This is a genomic window from Legionella nagasakiensis, from assembly GCF_900639915.1.
GTDB classification, from domain to species: domain Bacteria; phylum Pseudomonadota; class Gammaproteobacteria; order Legionellales; family Legionellaceae; genus Legionella_A; species Legionella_A nagasakiensis.
In genome coordinates, this window is sequence record NZ_CAAAID010000002.1 from 80161 (window position 1) to 101554 (window position 21394).

A 21394-nucleotide genomic window follows, 5' to 3' on the forward strand; every position below is an offset into this window, starting at 1 on the left:
AGAACCTAGTCATTTCAGAAAAATCCCGGTTGCTACGCTTGCTACCAGGCAGATCACAAAACTGTTTTTATGGCATACTTCTTGGGTAGTATAAGAGGCAATCATATGCTGATGAGTGAATTGAAACCACCTAGGCAGGCGAGGAAATGAAGTGTTTTTCTTTTTCCCATTGTTTCAAAGGTGATAAGGCAGGATTGGCCATGGCTTTAACCGGTAGATAAAATGTTTGCTCAAGAAGATATTGTCCACTTAATGCAGCATGGGATACTTGGTCGGTAAAAACAAGCCAGGTACTGTGTGGAGGAAAATCAACACGATGTTTATGAACCGTTTGTTGATAGATATCGTCGAGCTTCATATAGTCATGAAGATGAAGCATGTAATGATCATAAGGTGAACGTAACGTTTTTGTTGCTTTAATGAGCTTCAGAAGTTTTGCATGAGCCGGATTAAAAGAAGGAATTTTAGGCGAAAATCTTGCCAGAACTTGATGAAAAGCTTCACCCAAATGCCAAACACGAGGTTCGCCATAAGAATTGATGTTACAAAATACCCGCAAAATTCGTAAGCCATTCACCGGTGTTGAGGGAAAAGAATCGACATGCAGACGAGTGTCGTCCTTGCGTTTTGAGCTTTTTCGGCCTTTTATTTCAGCGGGTCGATAACTGGTTCTGCCCCAACGAAGGTCTTGACGGTATTGTGGCAATAATTCATCAACAAGTTGCCTGGCGTAGTTAGCGAAGCGATGCATAAACGCTTGCATAACAGGAAGAAGAGCGGATGATTGGTTGGTGATTGCAAGGCCACCAAGACGTTGTTGCTTATAATCGTAACTGATGTTTTTATGTTTTCGGTCAAGGATCGATTCAGATAAGATAAATTGTTCATTTTCCCCTGGCATAAAAGAATAGAGGGGAAAAAAAATCACTTTTCCGGATTCTAATGCCGTTAACGCTTGCTGTTTATGTTTTTCCTGGAGGTTATGTAGGTTTTCCACTTCCAAAGTATACAATCGGTCGTCCATTATTATCTCATGTTGCAAAAACCATTCTATTCTAGCAAAAAAATAGGGTGATTTAAAAATAACAATTTTTAGGGTCGGTTGACAATTGGTTTCACGGCTGCAAATTCATCTGATTTGCGCAAATCATAAGAATTTTCGCATCGCAAAACCAATTGTCAACAGACCCTAATAGAGATCAAAATATTTCAATTATCCTGGTTTTCAACTATTCTTAGGCTCACCTATGAATAAAAAGGAGCTTGCAATGAGTGAATTAGTGAATAAATTGTCTATCCTCTTAGCCGATACGTATGCTTTATATCTAAAAACTCAGAATTATCACTGGCACGTGAAAGGACCGCAATTTAAATCGTTGCATGAATTATTTGAAGCACAATACCGTGAGCTTGCGGAAGCCGTGGATCAAGTGGCAGAACGAATTTTAATCAAGGGTCACAAAGCGCCAGCTTCTTTTAAAGAATTTGAAACATTAAAAACGATTAAGGATGGTGATTCTAAATCCAGTTCCAATGATATGGTCACAGAACTTGCCAAGGATCATGGAACCTTGGTGAAAGACTTGAATGTTGCTATGGCAATGGCACAAAAAATGAACGATGAAGGAACGGCTAACTTGTTAGCAAATCGAATTGAAGCGCATGAAAAAGCCCGTTGGATGCTGGAGGCTTCACGAATGGGCGCTTAATTTCTTTATACAGAGTCTGCCCCATTCTTGAATTTACTTAGAATCACATACAAGGAGGTATCGTATGGCAAATCGGCCTAATAATGTTGTTATGGTGGTGGTCATCGTTGTTATCGTTCTTTTGGCGGCAATCATATTGCATCATATCTTTGGCGGGCCTCGGCCGGTTATTGTTCCAGTAAAGCCGCTTGAACCGGAAACGGAGACACGGGTCGAATTGCCGCCAGTCATTGGCACACAACCCGGTCAGCCTGCTAACACGACGGGTGTTGGTGCAAGACAGAATTCAGAAGCGGGCAAAAGCCAGCCGTCACGATGAGTCGTAATTAGAATTCTTTCAGTTTGGTGACGCTGAAGACAGATTCTTACAGGACTTAAGTCCTGTCTTATTGTCCATAGACTGGTTTACTGCTGCTATGTTCTGCTGGCTGCTGACGTAACTTTCGGGCTTCCTTATACCATGGAGTATGTTTTATCTTTTTCTTGGTGAGTTGCGGTGCAAGTTTTGCAAACATGGTTTCCGCGTTTTTAATGGCCTCATTTCCAGCATCGAGAGAACAGCCTGTTACTTCTGAATGAGTTATTTCAAGCTTTACGGTGTGTTTTAAATGGTCAATATATTGTTCAGCAATTTTGGCAATGAATGGGTTTGTTGTAGTTACTTTTACTACGGTGCCTTTACTTAAAACATTGTCTATCATATTGATGACTGTAATAGCCAGGCGTTGTTGTTCCGCTTCTGGTGATTCAGACTTCTCGGATAAGGCACTTTTTACCATCAAAATGGCTCTAGGGATATTATCTTTGTAACTGAAAGAATATTGATGCCCGGAAGGGGATGTTATATTTAAACCGGTCTCTGTAAGAAATTCTTCAACTTCTTTTACCGTTAATTTTTTGGCAGAAAAATTAATGGTAATCAGAGAAGAATGATTGGTTCTATGCAATAATATTTTTTTAGTGTCGGACTGATTAAGTAGGGCGTAAATCATCATGGAAGATAAAGAACTGGTGTCTTCCTGTGCGGTAGGTCGTGCATGAGATGACGGTTTATTTTTTAGCACATCCGCACGATAAGGCCTTGTTTGTAATTTGGCTGGGCAGCTTCTTTTATGGACTTTAATATAAACGGCTTGCAAACGATGAAAAAGTGCTTCCCAGGCGATGGTTAAATCATCGAACTCTTCCTGATGTTGCGAGGAAATTGCTTGAATGATGACCCATTGGTGTTTGAATACATCTACTTGATCATCATATTGCCTGATATGATGCGCTAGGTCACGTGCTGCGAGTGATTTTGATTGTTTTAGCAGTTTTATCCCTGTTTCGATTTGTTCCTTAAATTGAACTAATATCGTGCGTGAGACTTCTTGATGCTTGCGCTCCATGTCCGTTGGTAATTCTTCAGGTATTCCTGCGATGGCAGCCGGTAAGGGATTTTCTTGATGATTAATCGGCATCCTTAATGCGATACATACGTCGCTAAGATTAATCGATAATCGATGCTCAACGTCAACGATTAAGTCGCGAATCGTTTGTCCTGCTGTATTTTGATATTGACTTAAGTGTTCTATGATTTTGGATTGACTTAATTCTGGCAGCTTCTTACGCAAAAAATCGAGGAAGTCCTGATAATATGGGTGCTCTGCACGTAAATTCTTTTCTGCAATAATGCATTCATACTCCCTTCGGATTAATTCAAAAATACCCATATGAATCAATTGTTGGCATTGATCTTTTAAAGCTTCATTTTCTGTGCATTCATAAGTCATCGTAGCTTGCTCAAGCATATCTTGGATGGTGCTGGTGGATAGTGGATGGAATAGAGGTTCCTGCTCTGTTTTATCGAATCTAGATAAGAGTTCAAGATAGAAATTAGTTTGCAATGCTTTAATATAAACAGGGGCATCCGCTAATGCGTCAGCAAGATGAGAGATATTGTGGAAATGGCTGACAAATTCTGTAATATACTGATAATCAGGATTTGATTCTTGCAGTAAATCCACATGATCGTCGGCTGCTTGTGCTTCAATTTCAGTTAATTGTGTGAGCAGAGATAGGAGCGTTTTATTTTGTTTCGCCTTATATAAGAGTAGTTGTTTGTCCGTCATTGGACTGCTGTTTATTGCGTCAGGAAAGTCCGCAAGTTTTATCGTCAGTTGTTTGTATTGATTCTCCAGTTCATGATAAGCGTTGATCATTAAAGCTTGACGTAGTGTTGCCGCGGAGGGTAATGAAAAAAAATCCTTGATGTTTTCAATCAATTTCTTACGATGTGCCATTTATTATCTTCTCCACATAAGAAGATTTATAGTCTGACTTAATTAATAATAGATTAAAAATTGAAAACTATTTAATTTTTAATTGATAATCGCCTTTCATGGAGCGAAATGATTGTGAGCTTACTTACTCTAGCTCAGGTTTTTGCCCGGTTTTGGCGCTATTTTTTGTTTTTTAGGATGACTATTTTTTTCTGCTTTTTGGATAATATCGCATATATTTTTAATATCCTCTATTTCAGGATGCTCTTTTATCTTTTTTGTTTTATTTTTTTTCATCGTTTTTCTCCAATTGGCCCATTATTTTAGGTATAGCAAACTTACCGCAATTTGCTTGTAATATTGACTTCTTTTGCTGAGAGCAGCAACATGGCATTAAAAAATATTGGATCGTGTGGGTGCAAACATTTCTTTTTCCTCTCAGTCTGTTTTTAAGCGCGAGCTTACTGTTTGTTATTCAGCCGATGGTAGCCAAGGTATTATTGCCGGTGTATGGTGGAACTCCAGCCGTATGGACGGTATGTATGCTCTTTTTCCAACTGTTGTTATTACTTGCCTATGCTTATGCCTGGTTTTTAAGCCGATTAAAAGGCACTTCGTGGCGGTTTGTTCATTTGACGGTTTGCTTATTAAGCCTTATTTTTTTACCGCTTTTGGTTGTTCCTCCTACTGATGGAGGAATGCCAGAAATGGCAATTCTGAAAACGCTGCTGTTGCAGCTTGGCGTGCCTTTATTAGTGATTGGGGCATCAGCACCCTTGTTGCAATACGCTTTTAGTCAGACTAAACAGAACACAGGAAGAGATCCTTATTACCTGTATGTGGCCAGTAACGCAGGAAGCTTATTGGCATTGCTGAGTTATCCATGGCTAATTGAGCGCTTTTCAAGAGTCGGTGAACAATTTTACGGCTGGAATATTCTTTATTTCGTTTATCTTTTCTTGATGACAGGGTTGTTGTTAATCCCTCATTATCAGTCACTAACCCTTACACTGGACACATTGGCTAAGATAACTTGGAGAAAGAAAGCTCATTGGCTTTTTTTGAGTTTTGTGCCCTGTAGCTTGATGTTGGGTGTTACTTTTTATATTACGACCGATATAGCAGCCACGCCTTTATTTTGGGTTTTACCTTTAGCGCTTTATCTGTTTTCTTTTGTGTTAACGTTTGCCAGAAAACCGTTGATTTCTCATGATTGGGTAGTGAAGCATATCCTGTATTTTTTAATATTCCCCATGCTTGCTTTTATTGTTGGCGTACAGCATATTTCGGTGGGCCAACTCATTATTGCCCATTTAACAGGTTTTTTTATGCTGGCGTTATTTTGCCATGGTGAATTGGCTCGCTTGCGCCCACCTGCATTTCAATTGACCACCTTTTATTTTTGTTTGGCATTAGGCGGCGTTTTGGCTGGTTTGTTTAATGGCTTGTTGGCGCCGCAACTATTTGCGGACTCCTACGAATATCCTTTAGTGATATTACTGGCTTTATTATGTATTCCAATCCATCGAACCAAACGCCGTTGGCCGAGTGCCATGGTTGTATTGTTGATGTTGCTTATTAATTCTTACATACCAGAGAAAAGCATATTTGGATGGATAAAGATATATCATACAGCTGAAATATTAGCATTAATTATTATTTTACTGACGTACAGAGCCAAATGGGATCTTTTTTTTAGTATGTTGATTTTATTCGTTTTTATTTTCATACCAGCGTTTAAATCGACTGAAATACTTAGTCAACAACGCAATTTTTATGGAATAAAACAAGTGTTTTCTCATGCAGGAGCGCATGTGTTAATGAGTCAAAGTACAATCCATGGTTTTCAAGTTTATGATAACCAGCCAAATGCCGGTACAAGGGCTTATTATGGGGCAATATTTCCTGTGGTTCAGCGAATGCAGGCTGCATCACCATCATTGAATGCCATGATCATTGGCTTAGGCACAGGGATTATGACTTGCCAATTTCGTAAACAAGATAAGGTTACGATGGTCGAAATTGATAAACAAGTGATTGATATTGCGAAAAATCCTAATTTTTTTACTTATTTGCGTGATTGTCTGCCCCAGGTATCATTGATTCAGGCCGATGGTCGTATTGCAGCGGCTCAGGCTAAGGATGCGTCGTATGAATTGTTAGTCATAGACGCATTTAATTCAGATTCTATACCGGTACATTTGTTGACCAGAGAGGCGTTTGCTATTTACCAGAAAAAGATTAAAGACGATGGTGTTATCTTGATTAACATCAGTAATCGTCACTTAAACTTATTACCCGTGTTGATTGCGGTTGGGCAAGCGTTTGATATGGTGGTATTACATAAGCAGCAGGCAGGTAATCCACACCTTGGACAATTGGCATCAGAATGGGTGTTACTGACTCAAAATGAAACATTGGCCAATCAGTTAATGGGGACAGATAAGTGGCGCTTTATGGCAGGAGCTAAACGTGTTTTGTGGACCGATGATTATACTAATATTGTGCCTCTGTTAAGATTTAGATGGTAATGTTGTGTTAATATTGTATTAATGTTTGCCATATATAATGTTGGTATTTAATAAAAAATAGCCAAATTGGTATGTCATCGCTTATTGAGACACTGCAATCCTTCATAGATAGTATACAAAAGAACGACGTGACTATTTTTAGTGAACGCATGAAGTTTTATAGTAAAAAAATGGCTGTGTTCAATCATGACTTTTATCAGACAAATATCAATGAAAATGAAGAGATTCAGGCTTGCATTCAACAACTATTACTCGCTTTAGGGATTCCTAAAATTAAATGGGGACGGTATCTTCATGCTTCCTTGACTGTTTATGATTTTTTTCTGGAGTTACAGGAATTAACCAACCGCGAAAATAAAAAAATTAATGAATTTTTAAGATTAATCACAGAAAAGAGTAAGCATAAAAAAAGGAAAATTCTCATCGGTGGCGCCATACTGCTTTTTGCGCTTTCTTTTATACCGCCATTTCTTATTACTGGAGGGCTGACTGCCATTCAAAGCCTTTTAGCGGTGAGTGCGTTCTTTCCTGTGATTGGCCTAATTTATACACTTGGTGTTGGAATATACAGTTTTTATCAGAGTGCTTCGGAACCAAATGTTTCCCTTCTGCACCGATTTCGTGAAAATTTTTCTTTGTTTGCTTCTTCAGCATTAAATTTAGCGGCTTATGGTGTGTTAATTGCTGCAGCAACCACCATGAATCCAGTAGCGGCTATATTATTTGTGGCTGCATCACTGGTTTCAGTATGCAATGAGGTATTTCATTTAGTGCAGGTCTGGAACGAAAATCGCAAGAAAGGTCCTATGACCGATGAGGATCTTCTCGAGGTTCGCCAGGAAAAAATCCGAATTGCTAATGACTATGCAAGACGCAGAAATAACGTAGTCATTGCATTGGCCGCTTCCATCGTTCTTGCCGGGATTATAACCGTGTGGAGTTTTGTGCCGGGTGGTATTTTTGTGAGCATTGTCATATTGGCAGCCATTGCTGTTGTTTATGGACTGAAAAAACTGTGTTCCTTCTATAATGATAAGCGGATGAAAGCACACCTGGTTCAGGAATTTGAAGCGTTAGAACATGCAGAGGAGGCTAGGTTGCAGGCTGAAGCGCATCCTGAGATGGCATCATCTCTAACGGAAGCAGCAAGAACAAATTCAGCTGAGTTAAGCTCAGTGTTTTCCCAAGAAAGAGCCATGAAACCTGGCTTTGCCAGTCGAGATGGTTTATTTTCTTCTGCCAGCAGACGACAGGTAAGAGAGGAGCAAGAATTACAGCCTTTACTGCGGCTGGCAGCGGTAGAGGTAGGTATAGATAAGTCGTCGTCTCCTTGCGCGCAATCTATGGAAGATGCTCATGAGATGGATTTGGATGCTGCGCAAGTATATGTCCTAGGCGCTCCTCAGTCACTTATATGAGACGATACTTCAGCCAGATTTCCCTTATTTTCAAGCCATGTCTTGCGATCGTTTGCTCGCTTTTTGGCAAGCATCATATCCATCATCGCCATGGTTTCAGGTTCATCATCAAGGGTCAATTGCACTAATCTTCGGGTATTAGGATCCATCGTCGTTTCCCGTAATTGCATGGGGTTCATTTCACCTAACCCCTTGAACCGTTGTACATTGATTTTGGTTTTTTGATTTTTGGAAAGCTCGGTGATGATTTTTTCTTTTTCCTCATCGTCTAACGCATAATGTACGGCTTTGCCGACATCTATGCGATAAAGAGGTGGCATGGCAACGAAGACATGGCCAGCCTTAACCAATGGTTTAAAATGACGCAGAAAAAGTGCACAAAGCAACGTGGCAATATGAGCACCATCTGAATCGGCATCAGCAAGAATGCATAGCTTGCCATATCTTAAGCCGTCAAGATCGTCACTGCCCGGATCGATGCCAATGGCCACCGAAATATCATGTATTTCCTGGGAAGCCAGCACTTGTGATGAATCCACTTCCCAAGCGTTTAGAATTTTACCCCGTAATGGCAAAATGGCTTGAAATTCCTTATTGCGTGCCTGTTTGGCGGATCCTCCGGCTGAATCACCTTCCACCAGAAATAATTCCGCTTGATTTAAATCTTGCTGCAGGCAATCCGCCAGTTTTCCTGGTAAGGCAGGTCCTTGGTGGACGCGCTTGCGGGCAACCTGTTTTGCCTGACGCAGTCTTTTTTGAGCGCGTTCAATGGCAAGATTAGCAATCATTTCACCAGCAGTTCGATGTTGGTTCAACCAAAGCGCAAATGCGTCTTTGATGACGCTGCTGACCAAGCCTGCTGTTTGGCGGGAACTGAGACGCTCTTTGGTTTGTCCAGCAAACTGCGGTTCTTTCATTTTTACCGATAATATGTATTGACAGGGTTCCCAGAGATCTTCCGCAGCGAGTTTTACGCCACGCGGCAGGAGATTACGCAATTCACAAAAAGAAGATAAGGCATCGAACAATCCTGACCGCAGCCCATTAACATGCGTGCCACCCTGTATGGTAGGGATCAAATTCACATAACTTTCATTAACACTCGTTACTGGTGAGGACGACCAGACCAAGGCCCAATCCACGGTGGCTTCTTCACTATGATATTCACCACTGAAAGGTTCCTGTGGGATGAATTCGGCAGCCAGAGATTGGCAAAGATAGTCGCTTAGTCCTTGTTCATAACACCAGTGCATTTCTTCATTGGTGATCTTGTTGATAAACGTCATGGATAAACCCGGGCAAAGTACGGCTTTAGCCCGTAGAACATGAATCAATTGTTTGCTGGAAAGACGGGTTGTATCAAAATAGCTGGCATTTGGCCAAAAGCGAATGATGGTCCCAGTATCACGTTTTTTAGTAACGCCAATTTCATTCAGTTCTGCTTCTTTTTCTCCATTAATAAAAGACATGCTGTAGACAATGCCGTTGCGTTTGATGTTGACTTCAAGTCGCTCTGACAAGGCATTAACCACGGAAACTCCAACCCCATGCAAGCCACCTGAAAAACGATAAGTTTTATGAGAAAACTTGCCGCCAGCGTGCAGGCGGGTCATGATGACTTCAACACCACTTAATCCTAATTGGGGATGAATATCCACTGGCATGCCGCGGCCATTATCTTCAACTTCTACGGAACCATCTTCATGCAAGGTAACAAGGATATGGCTGGCAAAGCCTGCAAGCACTTCATCGACGCTGTTATCGATCACTTCTTGCGCCAGATGATTTGGACGGCTGGTGTCGGTATACATACCTGGGCGACGTTGCACCGGTTCAAGACCGCTTAACACTTCGATGGCTTCAGCAGTGTAATTTTCAGACATGTTGCTAGAACTCAATCAAAAAATATCGTTTAAGTTTAACATGAATAAAGAAATAACGTCACAGGCAGGTGAAAGACTGGCTGAATTTATTTCCTGGTAATAGGTTACAATACTACCCTTATGAGATTATTCAACAATGATCGGTGGGAATTTATCGGCGTAATTCAGTGGTTTTCTGGCGATCTCAATGGTTGTTTGCATGGCTGCTTTAACAAAAGCCATCGCTAATTCATCGTCATCATGAGTTGCAGTAGGAATCCCTCGATCGCATTCTTCTCTAATGCGGCGGTCTAAAGGAAGTTGGCCAAGCAAGTTACAGCGGTAGGTTTTGCAGAGTTGTTGAGCGCCGCCATGACCAAAAATACTGTCTTGATGGCCGCATTGACTGCAACGATAAAAAGACATGTTTTCAATGATGCCTAAGACATCGATATTGGTTCTGGCAAACATTTTCAATGCTTTTTGTGCATCAAGAGTCGCAACGGTTTGCGGGGTTGTAACAATCACAGCGCCAGTTAATGGAATTTTTTGCACCAGGCTTAGTTGGATATCGCCTGTGCCTGGAGGCAAATCAAGCAACAAATAATCCAGTGCGTCCCATGCGGTGATGTCTAGCATTTGAATCAGGGATTTGGCAAGCATTGGGCCGCGCCAGATTAACGCAGGTTCGTCTTCGGTCAGATAACCGATGGACATGGCTTGTACTCCATGAACAAGGACTGGCAGGTAACGATCATCGCGGATTTCTACTGGTGCAGACTTACCCAGCATCAACGGGATGCTTGGCCCATAAATATCTGCATCAAGGAGTCCGACGCGGGCACCGGCACGTGCTAGGGCTGTGGCCAAATTGACAGCAACGGTAGATTTTCCTACTCCGCCTTTCCCTGATGCAATGGCAATGATGTTTTTTACGTCACGTAGCGTTTTACCTGGCAATTGTGTGCGATGAGCTTTAATAGAATGCTCCAGGGTAATATTTATTTGATAGGTGGGAAGTGCTTGCTCCAGTGTTGATGCTAAAGAAGGAAGAAGTGTTTTTTGTAAGAATGCACTGGGAAAACTGGCGCATAAATGCAGATTGAGTTGGGTGTCTTTCAGAGAAACATGCGGTTTAATGGGGAGCTCACGCAAACTCATGCCCAAGAAGGATTCTGTGGTATGGTTTAACAGCTTAACAACAGTATTTTCCGGCGTCATGAGTTTATGCCAGTGATTGCTATGTGCGCATGATACCTCGTACTGGTGTATTTTGCGAGGGTTAGAGCAAATCGTCCTCATAGTTCCATGCGAGCCAATGGGCATTTGCCAGATAATATAATCCGCAATGAATGGGCTCAGGGTAAAGATTGGCTAAGAGACGTGCATAATGTTGAACTTGTTGGCGGTGTTGGTGCTCTGCGTGTTCCTCTTCTTGTCCTGTTTTGAAATCAATAACCCATCGAATACCTTGCTCGCAGAAAGTCCGGTCAATAATTTTAGTTCCTATTTCAGAGTCATTATAGGCCAGAAGTTCTAATTCGTTATGTTCTTCACTCTGTCTTTTGATTAGCCATTGACCGATTGGATCTGAAAATAATTGCTTTATTTGTGTTTGGATTTGGGATTGTGCTGTGATGAGGTGTTGTCCAGTTAAACCCATGGTTTTAAATTGATGATGCACCAAGTTCCACGGAATTTCAAAAAACGTCGCTGGATGGTGGTCACAAATCCATTGCAGTAATTCATGGGTCACAATGCCAATGAGACGTGAATGGTGATGATTAAGAGGAAAGGATAGATTGCTAACGACTGGATGAAGACATGGTGGTGGGTTCTGATAAAAGTCAAGAGGAAGACAATAGAGCTTTGGCTCTTTGGTTGTTTCTTTGTCGATTTGAGAAGACACTGAATTGACTGAAATAAACGACAAATTTTTGAGCAGACTTCGGAACGACCCATAACTGCCTTTATCGTTTTTATCATAGAAATAAAGACGCTTTTTCGCTCGCGTTGCAGCCACATACAGCAGGCGTTGCACTTCATAATGGTTTTTATATTCTTCCAGCATTTCCAGATAATTATATAATAAACAATGCTCCTCATGAGCCGCTTTTACGGGTGAAACCAGCAGCAGGTTGTCTTGCTGCGTTGGCAGTTTAAGCCAACGAAGTAAAGGTTTATCGAATTGAGTGGGGCGCGCACTCAAGCCAGGAATAATCACGCAATCAAATTCTAGTCCCTTTGATTTGTGGATGGTCATGATATGCAATCGAGCGGGTGTGATTCGTTGGGAATAGAGTTTTTTTAATTCCGTCTCGAATTGTTCCAGGTCAGCAATTTGGCCATGTTCTTCGAATTGTTCTAGTAAAAGCCAAAATTGGTCCAGATCATCCTGTTCACTGGTACTAAGTACCTGGTCAAGGTGCAGTGTTCGGAGGGTATTTATTACCCAATCCACAAGAGGCTGTTGATGGCGGGTTAGTAGAGCCTGTTGCATGATTTGATAAAAAAATTGGCTGCGTGCCTGTCCTTCATCACTTAACCCTTGAATATCATTAAGCTGTGACAAAGCAAAATAAATGGATTTGTCTTGTGAAAAATTTGCAATGCAGTGCATATCGACCAATGACAAACCGCACCATGGGCTGCGAAGTACGGCGAGCCAGGCTAGCCGATTGGCAGGCATGAGCAAGGCTTGCGTGAGTGACCATACGTCTTGTAAATGAGGTAAATGAGCCAAAAGGTCGATGTCTATTCCCTGGAAAGGAATCTGATTTTTTCTTAACAAGCGCATGATGTCACGCAGTTGTGTACGCGAACGTACAAGGATGGCAATTTCATCGTTAGGATGAGTTTGCAACTCTTGAATCACAAGGTTTATGATAGCATGTGCTTCTTCCTGGCTATCTTTAGCTTCAAATAACTGCACAAAGTTTGTTTGACTGGATGGTTGTGTTCCTTTTGAATGATGAAAGGCAATCGCTCCTAATTCCATATCATTGGTGGCAGGAAAAATAGCGCTGAAATGGTGATTAATCCAATCCACAATGACGCTCGCGGAGCGGAAGTTACAGCTCAGCTCCAAGGGAATAAGCTGGATTGGACCAATACCTTGTTGCTTGGCTCGTAAGAAAAGACCGACTTCCGCGGCACGGAAGCGGTATATGGATTGCATTGGATCGCCAACGACAAACAGCGTTTTGCCCTCATTCGTTTGCCATCCTTGCACAAGTCGTTCCAATAATTGAAATTGTTGAATGGATGTATCTTGAAATTCATCAACCAGTAAGTGATGGATTTGATGATCAAGATAAAGTGCTAAATCCGTTGGAGAGTCTTCATCTCCTAATGCTTGCAAAGCCTGTTGAGAAATAGCGGTAAAATCAACTTCATTGCAGTCGCTGAATATTAACTGCAGGTGTGCTGCTAATAAAGGCAGTAACGTCAATAAGGCTTGCAGTACTTCCCATTGGTTTGGGTCATAGGATGGCGCAGGCAATTCTTTAACTCTTAGCAAGGATTCGAGAAAATCGGGTGACTCGTTTAGGGTCGCTAAGAGTCTTTTGCTGGCTTCTTTTAATTGCTGATATTCTTCCTTGCTGCAGGCATCACGTTTTAAGCCTACATGGTGATCAAAGGATTTGCGCAAGGAATCGTTTGTTGTCAGTAATAAAGCACCCAAGCTGCGAATGAGTTCGCGATTTAATTCTTTAAAATGATGCCAATTTTTTAGAGGATGTCGAGCTGATTCAGGGTTGTTTTCCAGGCAGGCTATTTGGCGGGACAGTGTGATTAATTCCTCATGGCAATTTTGGGGAATGCTTTGGCAGAAGCGGCCTATTTCATGTTGTTCAATCCATGCTAATGCTTGTTCAAAGGTTTGCTTTTTTTGAGTTCTAGCCTCATAGATTGGTGCTAACCATTGGTCTCTGTTTGCGAGCAGGTTACTGAATAAGAGTAATAACTTATCTTGGCGGTTGTCCAGATGACGCAATAACCTTTGCAAAGATTGATGATAATCCGCATGCTGAATGGCATAGTCAAGGCAGGCACGTGCCGCAGCTTTATAGTGTTTGGCTGGATTGTCACTGATTTGGGCAAAAGGGATTTGTTTTTCTTGCAGGGGTATAGCCTGGTTGATTCTTTGACACAGCGAGTCAATGGTAAAAATACATAGGCGATTTGGTTGTGAGAGTAGTTGCCAATGGCATGCTTGGTCTTTGATAAGTGCTTTTGTTGCATAAATGGAAGTTTGGTGGTGATGGGGTGAGGCGAGGCGTTCACCTTGAGCGGCTCTATGCAATGCCTGTAAAATGCGTTCGCGCATTTCGCTGGCTGCCTTACGGGTAAACGTTAAGGCGATGATCTGTTCCGGGACTTCAACCGTGGCTAATAATCTTAAGTATCGTTGAGTCAGAAGTTCCGTTTTTCCGGATCCTGCTGGTGCCTGAACAATAAAAGAGCGTGCTGGATCAGTCGCCTGTTCCCGTTGATTATAATCGCTTGGCAGCATCATGCGTGTCCAGAATCACTTCCGTTGCAGGTGGCCTTAAATTATAGGAAGAACTCATGCAATGGCCATAGGCTCCTGTATTGGCAATTAACATAAAATCATTTTCCTTGGTATCTGGCAGTAAACGATCATAGCCAAGTGTGTCTCCGGTTTCGCAAATAGGTCCGACGACGTGAGCAAAACTGGTCTTATTATCTTCTAGACGACTTAAATTAACAATCTCATGATAGGAGCCATATAGTGCTGGCCTGAGTAAAGAATTCATACCCGTTTCAATACCGATGAATCGAACTTTGCCTTTCTCTTTGCATTGGGTTACCTTGGCAAGGATAACACCGCTTTCAGCCACAAAAAATCGTCCAGGTTCAAGCCAGAATGACAAATGGGGATAGCGCGATTTCACGGCAAGTAATGAGGCATCCAAGGCACTGAGATCCAGGGGTTGCTGTCCTGGTTTTTCAACGATGCCTAGTCCACCACCTAGATTAATGATTTTGGCATGAGGGAAGCGGGATACTTCACTGGCCAACATTAATGCGGTTTGTTGCCATAGATCAGCGGATAAAATACCACTGCCTGAATGAGCGTGCAGGCCGATGACGTTAATACGATGTTGATGTACTAGCTCAGCGACCTCTTTAAGCTGTTCTCTGGGAATGCCAAATTTCGATTCGCTACCACCTGTACATACATATTTATGATGACCTGCACCACAACCTGGATCAATGCGTAACAGAATGGATTTATTTTTAAAGAGTTCGGGCCAATGTTCTAGAGGATATAAATTATCTATGGTGACGTGGCAACCAAGGGATAAAGCATCTTCATATTCTTCTCTTGGCGAAAAATTCGGAGTAAACAGCAGACGATTTCTATCCATATCTGGAAAAAGAGATAAAACATGTCGCAATTCATCCATTGAAACGCATTCAAAACCAATATTTTTTTGCAAAAGGGTAGTCAGTATTGCTGGATGAGGATTGGCTTTAATCGCGTAGAAAAGAGTATCTACCGATTGTAATTGCAATAATTCATCTGCTTTTTCTGTCAGAGTTGCAAGATGATAAACATAGCATGGAGCATGTTGAGTACCAAGGTCTAGCAGTGCATCACGCTTGCTTTCCCACCAAGGGATTCGATGTTTTTCTGGCTTACCGAATTCTTCCTGCCAGCTTTTGGAATAATAAAAACTTTGTGGGTTATTTTCAATCAATAACGCATGGAGTTTTTGACACAGTTTATCCGCTTGTGATTCATCAACCACAAACGTCAAGTTTAGATCGTTAGATGCAAGGGACATGAGGTAGATTTGCTGAGCTTCAAATACCTCCAAGGTTGGTCCTAATTGCGGAAGAACGGTACGAATATGATGGCCAACGAGGCTGACTGCACTGCAAGGCTCAATCACTCTGGCGCGGCCAAAACGATTTAAATCGGTTATTAATGCGTCTAAAGCGGTTCTATCGCGTAATTTTGCACTGACATCCAGTGACAAAGTGACATTAAATTCAGAGGAAGACAGTAAATCAACTGAAAAATCATGTTGTTTAAACGTGGTAAAGACGTCAGCAAGAAAACCAACTTGCTGCCACATGTTTAATGTGTCAATGGAAATGAGGGTAATACTGTGTTTGACTTGAATGGATTTAATCGGAGGTGCTTGCTCATCCCTATCCTGAGAAATCCAGGTTCCTGAATGCTCAGGCATACGAGTGTATTTTACGGCCATGGGAATACCGGCTCGCCGTACAGGTGGTAAACAATTGGGGTGCAACACTTTGGCGCCCATGGAAGCAATTTCCTGTGCTTCGTCATAGTTAAGTTGTTTTAATAAACGTGCGTGCGGTAATTGGTGGGGGTTTGCCGTATAAATACCAGGAACATCCGTCCAGATCTCGCAACTCTGCGCTTTGAGTGTTGCGGCAAGGAGTGCTGCGGAAGTATCAGAGCCGCCTCTTCCTAGTAAAACCGTTTCCCCTCGCGGATTGGCGGCAATGAATCCTTGGGTAATAATGGCCTGAGCTCCGCTTTTAACCAGTTTTTCTTGTAATGGGGGATTGGGTTCACTGGCGCACCGGGCTGCAAGATAATTGATAGTATCACCACCGGCGATAGGTGTGGTGATTAAGGCTTCGCGGACATCAAACCAGAGGCAATGAATTCCTTTTTTCTGTAAAAAAGCGTGCCCTAGTCGGGTCATCATCAATTCGCCAAGGCTTAAAATTTGTGCGCGGGTTTTAGCGGGTGCTTCTTTTAGTAAAGCAATTCCAGTTAGCCATTGCTCCAGTTGTTGTAGTTCATGATGAAGCAGTTCGGGAGAGACTTCTAAATCTTTAGCAAGTTGCGTGTATCCTTGACAAACCTCTGCCTGGATAGAATGATGCTCATTCAACAAGGCAGTTTCAATCATCTTTTCCAGTTGATTAGATGCTTGTGATAATGCAGAGCAAACAATGACAGGCTGAGTACCGCTGACGAGGTGTTTTTGGGTTATTGCTGCAATATATTCCCAATTTTCTCGAGAAGAAACACTGGTGCCTCCAAATTTGGTAATGACTTGCTGCATGATGAATCCGTGCAAAAATAAGGCACATTAGCATGGAGAATAGACGGTTACAAGCCTTTTGAAAGCCATAATTATGCTCATGCTGGAAGATAAAATGACAAAAGAAAACCGGATACTTGTTATTTTTTTATGAATGGTTTGAAAATGAAATACATTCATTTATCATCAATTTGTTCTGCAATCGTTTGGAATTACCTAAGGAGTATGGAGTGAAAAGAATGCAAACACCGGTACGAACCGCCATAAGTGCGGCAATTGGAGCGATGCTGACAAGCAGCGCAGTAAACGCAGGCGCTTTTTCCCTGTATACGGAAGGAAGTACCACGGCGATTGGAAATTATGCGGCAGGCATTGCCGCGGAAGTGGCCGATGCCTCAACGGGTTGGTATAATCCAGCCGGTCTCGTCTTTCTGGGTAAGCAACAGGTACTTTTGAGTGGTGTGGGGGTATTTCCAAGCACAAAATTGTCTGGTAGCAGCACATTTACAACCATAGGTCTGCCTAGCTATACTCAAACGTTTAATAATTTACAAGCGTCCAAAGACGCATTTGTTCCCGCGTTTCACTATGCTTTACCTTTAGCGGATCGCGCAGCGTTTGGGTTAAGCATTGTTTCTCCTTTCGGTCTTTCTACAGAGTATTCAAATTCTTCACCTGTACGTTATGCAGCGACCTTTACTGAGCTTCTTTCAGTGACGGTTTCTCCGGAACTGGCCGGCAAGCTGACGGACAATTTTGCAATTGGTGCCGGTCTTGATTTGCAATGGGCACAGGTAAAATTCAATCGTATGCTGGGCGCACCAACCTTATTACAACCCTTTGGAATGCCGCCAACTGCGTTAGATTCATTAAGCTATAATAAAGGCTATTCGTTTGGCGTTGGCTTTCATGCGGGCGTTCTTGCCATGTTTAATGATCAGCACACGCGCGTCGGTTTGAATTATCAATCCAGAATGAATCATACCTTCGATGGATATAGTCAGCTCACGGGACCTCTTGCTGATGTTCCTTTCTTTGCGGATGGTTCAGCGACGTTTCGCAGTGACAATTTATACAGTAATGACATTCAATTTCCTGAAGTTGTGACGTTAAGTGCTTACCAGGATGTCAATGAGCGTCTGGCCTTATTAGGCTCTGTTGTATATACGGGCTGGAATGTCTTTAAGACCATTCAATTAAATAACGTGGCGGCTTCGTCTCCGCTTACCGGTCCGGTCATCGTCACGTCTACCTCAACTCAAAATTACCGCGATGCCTGGCGTTTTGCCGTGGGAGCCAATTATCGTGTCAATGAACAATGGATGATGCGGGTAGGTGGCGGTTATGATCAGACGCCGACGATTGATGCAGAGCGTGATGTGCGTTTGCCGGATGCTGATCGTTGGGCTTTATCGGTTGGTGCACATTACCAAATGCGTCCTTGCTTGGGCTTTGATGTGGGTTACACGCATTTATTCGCCAGCGGCGACACCACGATTAATAAGACCGAGCCACTTGGGACAACGTCTGCCTATAATGTAACGGCAAGAGGCAAGCCACACGCTAATTTGGTGGGCATACAGGCTGTATGGACCATTGATAAAGAAGAAGTACCTACCAAGTAAGCAAAAAAATTCCGCTGCCCAGATGAAAGGGCAGCGGGTAAATAATCTTTTTTACAGTACTAATCTTGAGTAATTCTGGTTTCGCCTGGTCCAATAACGGTTACGGTAAAGCCATTGGCTTTCATGGATTTTGGTGTTATGTCGCCTGTATCAAGATTTAAAGTAACTTGCCCTACAGTAACAGGGCTTGCAGTATCCGTCTTCATTTTGATTAAGGCATTGCAAAATCCAGTTCTTTTGCCACATATCACTTGAACCACGCCCCAAAAAACACGGTTGGTGCTATGCGCCTTGGTGGGATGAGGAGAAGCGATGTCAAGGCTTGGGCCCACATAGGCGTTGGATTGAAACGCCGTATCATTATGAGTGATCAATTGAGCGGGAGCTGCAAAGACAGTGGTTGCTGTTACGCTTAAGGTAGCAATGGCAAGGGTTTTTAATAATCGATTCATGAATATTCTCTCCATTTTTGTTAAAATTAGGACACAACCCAACATAGGGTAATCAGTATTTTGTAAAATGAAAAGACAAGATTTTAATTTTGAATTACCACAAGAATTAATTGCGCAGTATCCGTTGGCAAACCGCAGTGATTCACGGCTTTTAATGTATTCACGTAAATCAGAAAGCTATGGCCATCATCAATTTAAGTCTCTGGTTGATTTTCTTGAGCCGGGAGATTTATTGGTGATGAATGATAGCAAAGTGATTCCAGCAAGATTATACGGGCGTAAAGTCAGTGGCGGTAAAGTCGAATGTTTAATAGAGCGGTTAAGCAGTCGTGAATGCTTTTGGGCTCATATTAAAGCCAGCAAAGCGCCTAAAATTGGTGGTTTAATCCTTTTAGAGAAAGGATGGTTTCTTGAAATTATTGGCCGCGATGATGATTTATTTCACTGTAGAGCCAATGGTGATGTGGATACGATGCTGGAAGACATTGGGCATATTCCTTTGCCGCCTTATATTCAGCGCTCTGATGAGTCTTTGGATTTAAGTCGATATCAGACGGTGTATGCTCGCTACAAAGGATCGGTTGCCGCTCCCACCGCAGGACTGCATTTCGATGAGTCATTATTGGCTGCATTACAACAAAAAGGGATAAACATTGCTTATTCCACATTACATGTGGGGGCTGGCACATTTCGCCCTCTACGTTGTGAAGATATTAAAGATCATAAAATGCACAGCGAATTTTTTACAGTCAGTGATGCTTTATGCGCTGCTGTAAACATGGTGCGTGCTGCTGGGAAACGGGTGATTGCTGTAGGAACGACTGCTCTTCGTAGTTTGGAAAGTGCAGCACGGCAAGGTAAACTTGAACCTTGTAGTCGAGATACAGATATTTTTATTTACCCAGGGTATCAGTTTCAGATTTGCGACGGCTTGATTACAAATTTTCACTTGCCTGAATCGACATTATTGATGTTGGTTGCGGCTTTTATTGGCTATGAACAAGCAATGAAACTTTATCAGGTAGCCATTGCACATCGTTATCGTTTTTTCAGTTATGGCGATGCAAGTTTACTGTTATAGGGAGTGAAGGATTAATACGATGGATGCAAGAACTCTTTTAAGGAAGGCGGGAGAAACAGGTTGTGGATAAAAGCGATAAAGAGAGCTGTGTTGCCGGAGTAGTGCCTAATCTAACGACTTCAGCTGGAAGCTGTTTGACTGCAGAAAATTGGCAGGAGGCTGGCGTGACGACTGTTTCTTGCTCTTTGGTATCGCTCTTGATGAAGCCGGGCTATGATGTTTTAAAACAATTACCTAATCTGGCTTTTTACATCGGTTGGGCAGGCCGGATTGTGTTGAATGCTTCTCTCCCTGAAGCGGACAAAAATGGCATTTACACATTACGTTCGTCCTACGATGGCAGTTATATCCGTCATTCTATGGATGATATTTTGGCGCTGATTGCCCAGCTGCGACCACACTGTGTTATCTTGCCGCAAGACGTAATGCAAAAAAAGCCATCGGCATGGCAATCATTGCCTGACGATGTATTTCCCTTTTTGCCGGTGAATACTCTTCCCAATAGGGAAGCATCAAAGTCCTATGGTTTTTATTTGGATTATGATAAGGCAGAGGATGCAAAGCAGAAAAAAAAGGAAAGGGGAAATTTGAGGCCTTATTATGCGGCAGGAAGTTTATCTTTAATGCAGATGCAGGCATTAATAGCAGATGGCGTTTGCTACCTGGAATCAGATAAGCCTGCCAGGGATGGTTTACAAGGATACGTTTATGCCCATGAAGGTGATTTTTCATTGGCGGAACCCACAGAGGCGACCCGATTTGAGGTCATTGACAGGAGATGTCAATGTCCTGTTTGCCGACAACGGTTGAGCCGGGCTTATCTTCATCATTTATTAGTGCAGACCCCATTGCTTTGTCAACGGTTTTTGATTCAGCATAACCTCTTTTATTGTCAAAAGACTTTGGCAGGCTTGGGCGGATGAATTGTTTTTCGCAGCTTGAAATTCAATACTTCATTTACGCCAGCTTGAAATCTCGATATTATGTCACGCAAATTTCCGATGTTGTCATACTTCATCATCATAAGTAATACTGAATTAAGGAGAAAAAGATGAGTTTTTTTATCAGTAATGCAATGGCAGCTGCTCCTGCGGCGCAACCTGCGCAAGCGGATGGGACGTTTTCTTTGATTATGATTGTCGCTATTTTCGTGTTGTTTTATTTTATGTTGATTCGACCACAAAGCAAGCGTGCCAAAGAGCATCGAGAATTAATCGGTAAACTGAAAAAAGGTGATGAAATTGTTACTTCTGGCGGGTTGCTTGCCAAAGTCACGGCCATCGATGAGCAATACATCAAGGTTAGCATTGCTGAAGGAATTGAAATCAGTTTACAACGAAATGCTGTCAGTGCTGTTTTGCCTAAAGGAACACTTAAATCACTCTAATGATCGT

16 protein-coding genes are annotated in these 21394 nt (G+C 42.3%); 8 read left to right on the forward strand and 8 right to left on the reverse strand.

The window, feature by feature from the left end; all coding sequences use genetic code 11:
* Positions 1-130: 130 nt before the first annotated feature.
* The gene (kdoO, locus tag E1O52_RS01940; protein WP_133127031.1) at positions 131-1024 is read right to left on the reverse strand and encodes a Kdo hydroxylase KdoO; all 894 of its coding nucleotides are present in this window, start codon (positions 1022-1024) and stop codon (positions 131-133) included.
* A gap of 244 nt (positions 1025-1268) precedes the next feature.
* Here kdoO and E1O52_RS01945 point away from each other — a divergent pair, with 244 nt between their 5' ends.
* On the forward strand, positions 1269-1709 hold the full coding sequence (locus E1O52_RS01945) for a Dps family protein (protein ID WP_133127032.1): 441 nt from the start codon (positions 1269-1271) through the stop codon (positions 1707-1709).
* 64 nt (positions 1710-1773) lie between these two features.
* Entirely contained in the window at positions 1774-2028 is a 255-nt protein-coding gene (locus E1O52_RS01950) for a hypothetical protein (protein ID WP_133127033.1), read from the forward strand.
* 67 nt (positions 2029-2095) lie between these two features.
* On the opposite strand, the gene E1O52_RS01955 is transcribed toward E1O52_RS01950, so the two are convergent.
* Together E1O52_RS01955 and E1O52_RS13130 are read right to left on the reverse strand one after the other, a co-directional pair.
* Positions 2096-3991 carry a hypothetical protein gene (locus E1O52_RS01955; RefSeq protein ID WP_133127034.1) on the reverse strand — a complete coding sequence of 632 codons (1896 nt, stop codon included), beginning with the start codon at positions 3989-3991 and terminating at the stop codon, positions 2096-2098.
* A gap of 129 nt (positions 3992-4120) precedes the next feature.
* Positions 4121-4267 (reverse strand): hypothetical protein, encoded by a 147-nt coding sequence (locus E1O52_RS13130; protein WP_165474681.1) that lies wholly within the window; start codon positions 4265-4267, stop codon positions 4121-4123.
* 119 nt (positions 4268-4386) lie between these two features.
* On the opposite strand from E1O52_RS13130, the gene E1O52_RS01960 reads away from it, so the two are divergent.
* On the forward strand, positions 4387-6501 hold the full coding sequence (locus E1O52_RS01960) for a fused MFS/spermidine synthase (RefSeq protein ID WP_207384155.1): 2115 nt from the start codon (positions 4387-4389) through the stop codon (positions 6499-6501).
* Positions 6502-6629: 128 nt separating this feature from the next.
* Positions 6630-7919, forward strand: coding sequence for a hypothetical protein (locus E1O52_RS01965; protein ID WP_133127035.1), 1290 nt, complete (start codon positions 6630-6632; stop codon positions 7917-7919).
* Here E1O52_RS01965 and parE read toward each other — a convergent pair.
* The 4 genes from parE to E1O52_RS01985 all read right to left on the reverse strand — a co-directional run bounded on the left by parE (position 7904) and on the right by E1O52_RS01985 (position 16863).
* Positions 7904-9802, reverse strand: a complete 1899-nt coding sequence (gene parE, locus E1O52_RS01970; protein WP_133127036.1) for a DNA topoisomerase IV subunit B — start codon at positions 9800-9802, stop codon at positions 7904-7906. The genes E1O52_RS01965 and parE overlap by 16 nt on opposite strands.
* A 126-nt stretch (positions 9803-9928) precedes the next feature.
* Positions 9929-11002 (reverse strand): iron-sulfur cluster carrier protein ApbC, encoded by a 1074-nt coding sequence (gene apbC / locus E1O52_RS01975; protein ID WP_133127037.1) that lies wholly within the window; start codon positions 11000-11002, stop codon positions 9929-9931.
* Positions 11003-11063: 61 nt separating this feature from the next.
* Positions 11064-14297: a UvrD-helicase domain-containing protein gene (locus E1O52_RS01980; protein ID WP_423202701.1), complete on the reverse strand. Its 3234-nt coding sequence runs from the start codon at positions 14295-14297 to the stop codon at positions 11064-11066.
* Positions 14278-16863 carry a bifunctional aspartate kinase/diaminopimelate decarboxylase gene (locus E1O52_RS01985; protein ID WP_133127039.1) on the reverse strand — a complete coding sequence of 862 codons (2586 nt, stop codon included), beginning with the start codon at positions 16861-16863 and terminating at the stop codon, positions 14278-14280. Before E1O52_RS01985 ends, E1O52_RS01980 begins: the two co-directional genes overlap by 20 nt.
* 209 nt (positions 16864-17072) lie before the next feature.
* Between E1O52_RS01985 and E1O52_RS01990 the strand changes: the two genes are divergently transcribed.
* Entirely contained in the window at positions 17073-18467 is a 1395-nt protein-coding gene (locus E1O52_RS01990) for an OmpP1/FadL family transporter (RefSeq protein ID WP_165474683.1), read from the forward strand.
* Positions 18468-18526: 59 nt separating this feature from the next.
* On the opposite strand, the gene E1O52_RS01995 is transcribed toward E1O52_RS01990, so the two are convergent.
* Positions 18527-18919, reverse strand: a complete 393-nt coding sequence (locus E1O52_RS01995) for a hypothetical protein (protein ID WP_133127040.1) — start codon at positions 18917-18919, stop codon at positions 18527-18529.
* A 67-nt stretch (positions 18920-18986) separates the two neighbouring features.
* On the opposite strand from E1O52_RS01995, the gene queA reads away from it, so the two are divergent.
* The 3 genes from queA to yajC all read left to right on the forward strand — a co-directional run bounded on the left by queA (position 18987) and on the right by yajC (position 21387).
* Positions 18987-20000: a tRNA preQ1(34) S-adenosylmethionine ribosyltransferase-isomerase QueA gene (gene queA / locus E1O52_RS02000; protein WP_133127041.1), complete on the forward strand. Its 1014-nt coding sequence runs from the start codon at positions 18987-18989 to the stop codon at positions 19998-20000.
* Positions 20001-20062: 62 nt separating this feature from the next.
* On the forward strand, positions 20063-20923 hold the full coding sequence (locus E1O52_RS02005; RefSeq protein WP_133127042.1) for a tRNA guanosine transglycosylase family protein: 861 nt from the start codon (positions 20063-20065) through the stop codon (positions 20921-20923).
* A gap of 128 nt (positions 20924-21051) precedes the next feature.
* Complete coding sequence (gene yajC, locus E1O52_RS02010; protein WP_133127043.1) at positions 21052-21387, forward strand: preprotein translocase subunit YajC; 336 nt, start codon at positions 21052-21054, stop codon at positions 21385-21387.
* The last annotated feature ends 7 nt before the right edge of the window (positions 21388-21394 follow it).